Genomic DNA, 6,704 nt, shown 5'->3' on the forward strand with positions numbered 1-6,704 from the left:
CCCCGGGGCCACGCCGGTGTGCGTCCTTCTCTCATCTCGAACGGCCCCCGCGGTCGCGCGCGAGCGCACCGGCAGCACGGGGCCGTGGATCAGGAGTACCCAACCCATGACCACCACGACCGACCACCCACGCGAACCCGACCCGCCCACTGCCGCCTCCCCCACCGCCGACCTGCCCACCGCCGGACCGCGCGACCCGCGCGTCGGTGGCCCACTGAGGCAACTCATGCTCCGCCTCCACTTCTACGTCGGCCTGCTGGTCGGCCCGTTCCTGCTCATCGCCGCGGTGTCGGGCTTCTTCTACGCGCTGGCGCCGACGCTCGAGAAGGCGGTCTACGCCGATCAGTTGACCGCCGCCTCCTCGGCGCAGAACGTCGCACTGACCGACCAGATCACCACCGCACGCGCGGTTCATCCCGATCTCGCGGTCTCGAGGATCGTGCCCGGGAGCGACGGGTCGACGACCAGGGTGTTGTTCACGGATGACTCACTACCGTCGGAATCGCACTCCCGCGTGGTCTTCGTCGACCCCTCCGACGGTGCCGTCCGCGGGGACACCGTCCAGTACGGGTCCGGCCAGGCGCTCCCTCTGCGCACCTGGCTGTCCGGCCTGCACCGCAGTCTGCACCTCGGCGAGGTCGGGCGCCTCTACTCCGAGCTGGCCGCCAGCTGGCTCGCCCCACTCGCCCTGGCGGGGTTGTACCTGTGGTGGGGCCGTACCCGCCGGGCCGACACCTCTCCGTTCAGGTCGGCCCCCGGCCTGGAGGGGCGGGCGCGCCTACGCTCCCGCCACGCCGTGCTGGGCACCTGGGCACTGGTGGGCATGCTAGTGCTGTCGGCGACCGGTCTGACCTGGTCGGCCTACGCCGGGCAGCGCGTCTCCGACCTCCGCTCCGCCCTGGACTGGACCACGCCGACGCTGTCGGCCCACTCTCCTGAGACCTCCGACGCCATAACCCCTGTCGCCGCGTCCGCGAACGGACACGCGCATCACGGTTCCCATGGCGCTTCCCATGGTCTCGGTTCCGAGGACGCCGCCGCCTGGACCCCGGAGGGAGCGCAGATCGCACTGGCCGGCGCCCGCTCAGCGGGTCTGACGGAACCCGTCCAGCTGGTCCCGCCCGCCGCCGAGGGTGACCCCTGGCGGGTCCAGGAGGCCCGGCGGTCCTGGACGCCCGGGCCCGACGCGGTGAGCATCGATCCCGCGACGGGCGGGGTGGTGCAGTCCATCCCGTTCTCCAGCTACCCCGTCGCCGCCAAACTCACCGACTGGGGCATCCGGCTCCACATGGGGTTCCTGTTCGGGGTGGCCAATCAACTGCTGTTGGCGGCCGTCGCGGCGGCGGTCGTCGTCGTCACTCTCCGGGGGTACTCCCTGTGGTGGACGCGGCGACCCACCCGCACCCGCGGTCTGGCCCGGCCCCCCGTGCGGGGCGCGGCACTCGAACTTCTGCGCCGCCGCCCACTGGCGGTCCTGATCGGGGCGGCCGTGATCGCGGTCGCCGGATGGGCCGTCCCGCTCCTGGGGATCTCGCTGGCGGCGTTCCTCGTCCTGGATTCGCTGGCGGGGCTCGCCGCACGGCGGGCACGGGGCTGACCCACGCCGACGCCGATTCGCCCCGTGGCGAGCGAAAGTCTGGTCACGGGGCGACTCGCGGGTCTAGATTGCGGCCATGACAGTCACCGACGAGCTACTCGAGGCCGCCAGGGCCTATGCGTCCGATTTCGACAAGGGCGGCCTGCCCATGCCGCCCGGCCGCAAGACCGCCGTGGTGGCGTGCATGGACGCCCGCCTCAATCCGTACGGACTGTTGGGTCTGTCCGAGGGTGACGCGCACGTGATCCGCAACGCCGGAGGCGTGGTCACCGACGACGTCCTGCGGTCGCTCACGATCAGCCAGCGGCTCCTGGGGACCGAGGAGATCGTGCTGATCCACCACACCGACTGCGGCATGCTCACCTTCAGAGACGACGACTTCAAGGACCAGATCCAGGCCGACACCGGTCTGCGCCCGCGGTGGTCTCCGGAGGCGTTCGGCGACGTGGAAGGGGACGTCCGTCAGTCGCTCGCACGCGTCGAGGCGGATCCGTTCCTCCTGCACGCCTCCGCGGTCCGCGGCTTCGTCTACGACGTGGAGACCGGCGAGCTGCGCGAGGTCGCCCGCAGCCCGGAGTGAGGTCCGAGGGCCGCCCGCACCCTCAGGGCACGCGCAGGATCTGCACAGCTCGGTCTCATCACCATCGGTGGCGCGACGGCACTGTACTCACGGGGTGGCGCTGCTGGAATCAACGGTGATAAGTTCCTGCTCACCAATTGCCCCCCCGGGGCCAACGCCGGAAGGGGCGCGGTCGAGCATGGTTCACCACAGGATTCACCTCGGGAAGGCAGTGGGCGTCGTCGTCGCCGTGATCTGTCTGGCCATCGCCGCGGTGGTCTTCGCCGCGGGAGCGGCCGACGCCCAGGGCTCATCGCGGGACACGGGCAGCCTCGGGAGCCTGGCGGACACGGCCAGCCTCGGGAGCACAGGCAGCGCCGGGAGCCCGGGCGAGGACGCGAACCCGTTCTCGGTGAGTATGGGGGACGAGCACGCGTGCGCCGTCACGACTCTCGGCACGGTCGCGTGCTGGGGCCGGAACTCGTACGGCTCGCTGGGCGGTGGACCCACCGTCGCCCCCGGCACCATCGTGGAGGTGGCCGACCTCGTGGACGTCACCTCGGTGAGCGTGGGGGCCAACTTCTCCTGCGCGGTGACCCGTGCCGGGGAGGTCCGGTGCTGGGGTTCCAACTTCCTCGGACAGCTGGGGGACGGGACGCGGACCGATCGGTACACCCCCGTGCCCGTTGACGGGCTCTCGCGTGCGATCGCCGTCAGCACCGGCAACGCCCACGCCTGTGCTCTGCTGGTCGACCGGACGGTGGCGTGCTGGGGCGTGAACAACCTGGGACAGTTGGGGGACGGCACCACCGACACCCGGACGAGCCCGGTCCCCGTGGAGGAGTTGCGCACCGTGTCCTCGATCGATCTCGGACCCCTCCATTCGTGCGCTCGTCTCGAGGACGGCACCGCCCGATGCTGGGGCCGCAACGGGGAGGGGCAGTTGGGCGACGGCACCACCGACAACAGGCTCACTCCGACGCCCGTGGCCGGCCTCGATGACGCGGCCTCGATCGCAGCGGGCAGCAACCACACGTGTGCGGCTCTGACGGACGGCGGTGCCCGCTGTTGGGGACAGAATTACAACGGCGCCCTCGGCGACGGATCCACCACGGACCGCGTGGTGCCCGTGGCGGTGGACGGACTGTCGAACGTGGTCGCAGTGAGCGCGGGAGGCGCGCATTCCTGCGCGGTCCTCCGCGACGGCTCGGCGCGGTGTTGGGGTGCGAACTTCCTCGGCAACCTGGGCGACGGCACCTTTGACGACAGCCTCGTCCCGGTACCCGTAGAAGACCTGGCCGGCGCGACGGGGATCAGCTCGTGGGGCTCGTCCACCTGCGCGGCCCTGGATGACGATTCCATCAGGTGCTGGGGCCTCAACCACTACGGCCAGTTGGGCGACGGCACGACGGAGAACCGCCCCGGTCCCGTCCAGGTGATGGGGCTCCCCCGGTAGGGACGAGCCCGGCCGGTCACGGTTCCGACTCACCTCTGGTGTGTCGTACCTCACCCTGATACGGATGAGACACCTCCTCTTTCCCGAGGAGCGCCCCGACAAGGGAGGCACGCCATGTGCACCGGTCTCAGCCACACCACGAGGGACCACTACTTCGGCAGGAACCTCGACCTCGAGTACTCCTACCACGAGAAGGTCACCATCACGCCCCGGAACTTCCCGTTCGAGTTCCGGCGGCTCCCGCCGCTACCCACCCACCACGCCATCATCGGGATGGCCACCACCGCTGAGGGGTTCCCCCTGTATTACGACGGGACCAACGACCGGGGTCTGAGCATGGCGGGGCTCAACTTCCCCGGGAACGCGGACTACAAACCCGAGGCCCCGGGCAAGGCGAACGTCGCGCCGTTCGAGTTCATCCCCTGGGTTCTGGGCCAGTTCGACACGGTCGATCAGGTCGAGACCGCGCTGTCGGAGGTGAACCTCGTGGACATCCCGTTCAGCTCCGAGTTCCCCCAGTCACCGTTGCACTGGATCATCTCGGATCGTCACAGGTCCCTCACCGTGGAGAGCGTGGCCTCCGGTCTGCGCGTCTACGACAATCCGTACGGCGTGCTGACCAACAACCCGACCTTCGACATCCAGAGCTTCGGGCTGAACGACTACATGCATCTGTCGACGACCCCGCCCGAGAACCGCTTCTCCGAGCGGCTCGAGTTCGAGACCTACAGCCGGGGGATGGGGGCCATCGGTCTGCCCGGCGACCTGTCCTCGTCCTCGCGGTTCGCCAAGGCCGTCTTCACCAAGATGAACTCGGTCTCCGGGACGTCCGAGTCGGAATCCCTCAGCCAGTTCTTCCACATCCTCGGATCTGTCGCTCAGCAGCGCGGATGCGTGCAGGTCGGCGGCGACGACTCATACGAGATCACCATCTACTCGTCCTGCTGCAACGCCGACACCGGCGTCTACTACTACACCACCTACGAGAACAGTCAGATCACCGGCGTCGACATGCACGCAGCGGATCTCGACTCCGACGCCATCGTTGACTATCCCCTGGTGACGGGCCAGCAGATCGCCATGCAGAACTGAGCGCTCGCCGTCTCCGCGTCTTCTCAGCGAACCCTTCTAGGCTCCGACCCGCGGTGTCACGCAGGTGACGACGACACGGGTGTGACGCGCGGCCTGACGGGGTCCGCGGTGGAGGTGGGCGGCGATGCAGCAGCTACTCGGTGTGTCTCTTCTGGACACGCCGGCGTCGGCGACCCTGTGGGTACTCGTGGTGGTCGGCTTCGCGGGGCTGGCGGTCGCCGGCTCCACGGGCGTCAGGAGCGGCACCCGGGACCGACGCCGGTGGTGGAGGCGAACCCTGCCCTCGTGCGCGATCGCCGCCGCACTGGCGACCGCGACCGGCGGGTTCCTGGTCGAGGGGGTGTTCAAACCCATCCCGGACGCCATCCCTCGAACGGTGTACGTCTGGATCGCCGTGGCCCTGCTGGCGGTGATGCTCGCCGTGTCCTGTCTGGTCGGCGGGAGGACCCGCCGACGCCCGTGGCGGGTGGCCGGGGTGCTGCTCACGACGGTGGCCGTGCTCCTCGGCGCCGGCGGCCACGTCAACCGCATGTACGCCGAGTTCCCCACCCTCGGCACCCTGATCGGGATTCCGGACCACCGGACCGTCCCCCTCGCCGACGTCCTCGGGTCCGATCCGACGGCCGTCGGCGACGACCTCCCGCCCGGGACCGCCGTGGAGGACGTGTGGACGCCCCCCGAGAACATGCCGACGAGCGGGGCGATCACCGAAGCGCCGATCCCCGGGACCACGTCGGGATTCGCGGCGCGGCCCGCGCAGATCTATCTGCCGCCGGCGTACTTCGCGCAGCCTCGCCCCCTCCTTCCGGTCCTCGTCCTGCTCGCCGGCCAGCCCGGCACCCCCGAGGACTGGGTGGTCTCCGGGAGGTTGCCGGTGATCGCGGACGCGTTCGCATCGCAGCATGCCGGGCTGGCCCCTGTCGTGGTGGTGGCCGATCCCCTCGGGGAATCGCTGAGCAACACACTGTGCGTGGATTCGCCCCGGGGCGACTCCCGGACCTACCTGACCGTCGACGTCCCGAGGTGGATCCACGAGAACCTGCAGGTCGCTTCCGGTCCGATGTCGATGGCGATCGGTGGGCTGTCCTTCGGCGGAACCTGCGCACTCCAGACGGCCCTGTCCGACCCGGACGTCTTCCCGACCTTCCTCGACATGTCGGGGCAGCCGGAGCCGACCATAGGAACCCGAGCCGACACCGTCGAGCAGTTCTTCGGCGGAGACGAGGCGGCGTTCCGCCGGAACAACCCCGCCGACCTGATGGCGACACGGCGCTTCCCCGGGATGGCCGGAGCGTTCGTCTACGGTTCCACCGACACCGAGTACGGCCCGGCGGCCCGGGAACTCTACTCAGCGGCGGTGGCCGCCGGTATCGATGCCCACCTCACCGAACTGCCCGGCGGTCACAGCTACGCCGTGTGGTCCGCGGGGCTCGAGCGCGAACTACCCTGGCTCGCCCGGAGAACGGGGCTCATCCGATGAGAACGACGGTCTCCACCGCGCGCCGGTACGCGGCCCGGGCATGGTCGACCTCTCCGGTCACCATCACACTGCTCGCCGTGATGTGGGTGGTGGCCGCGGTGACCGGCACGGCGACCTTCGGCCCGGGCCCCGAGTGGCTCGACCGGGTCGCGGCGGGGTCCGTGTCGCTCGGACACGGCCACCTCTGGACCCTCATCACGTCCGGGCTGTTCGTCTCCGGCCTCGGCGGTCTCCTCGCCTCCACGGCGCTACTGCTGGTGGCGGGGCCGGTCGCCGAGCGACTCCTGGGCGGGGCCCGCCTGCTGGCCGTGGCCCTCATCTCTCAAGTCGCGGGCGTTCTCGGCGGTGTCGGTCGCGACCTGCTGGTCGGCGTCCTGTCCCACGGGGACGGGGGGTCGACGACGGCCCACCCGCACTCGTGGGTCGACCCGCTGCCGTGGATCCTCGGGGTCCTGCTGGCCGCGACGGGCCGGATGCCGACCCTGTGGCGACGCCGGATCCGCGCGGTGGTCCTGGCCGC

5 protein-coding genes and 1 pseudogene are annotated in these 6,704 nt (G+C 70.4%); all 6 read left to right on the plus strand.

Annotated elements, in window-relative coordinates:
* The first annotated feature begins 106 nt into the window (after positions 1-106).
* Positions 107-1,597: a PepSY domain-containing protein gene (locus tag G6026_RS06540; RefSeq protein WP_206682011.1), complete on the plus strand. Its 1,491-nt coding sequence runs from the start codon at positions 107-109 to the stop codon at positions 1,595-1,597.
* 76 nt (positions 1,598-1,673) lie between these two features.
* Complete coding sequence (locus G6026_RS06545; protein ID WP_107757732.1) at positions 1,674-2,177, plus strand: carbonic anhydrase; 504 nt, start codon at positions 1,674-1,676, stop codon at positions 2,175-2,177.
* Between the two features lie 178 nt (positions 2,178-2,355).
* Complete coding sequence (locus G6026_RS06550; protein WP_182612660.1) at positions 2,356-3,612, plus strand: RCC1 domain-containing protein; 1,257 nt, start codon at positions 2,356-2,358, stop codon at positions 3,610-3,612.
* Between the two features lie 114 nt (positions 3,613-3,726).
* Positions 3,727-4,704: a choloylglycine hydrolase gene (bsh, locus tag G6026_RS06555; protein WP_182612662.1), complete on the plus strand. Its 978-nt coding sequence runs from the start codon at positions 3,727-3,729 to the stop codon at positions 4,702-4,704.
* A gap of 124 nt (positions 4,705-4,828) precedes the next feature.
* On the plus strand, positions 4,829-6,184 hold the full coding sequence (locus tag G6026_RS06560; RefSeq protein ID WP_182612664.1) for an alpha/beta hydrolase-fold protein: 1,356 nt from the start codon (positions 4,829-4,831) through the stop codon (positions 6,182-6,184).
* Positions 6,181-6,704: pseudogene (locus G6026_RS06565) on the plus strand (rhomboid family intramembrane serine protease); the annotation flags it as partial. The gene G6026_RS06560 and the pseudogene G6026_RS06565, both read left to right, overlap by 4 nt.

Source organism: Dietzia sp. DQ11-38-2 (assembly GCF_014145055.1).
Lineage (GTDB): Bacteria > Actinomycetota > Actinomycetes > Mycobacteriales > Mycobacteriaceae > Dietzia.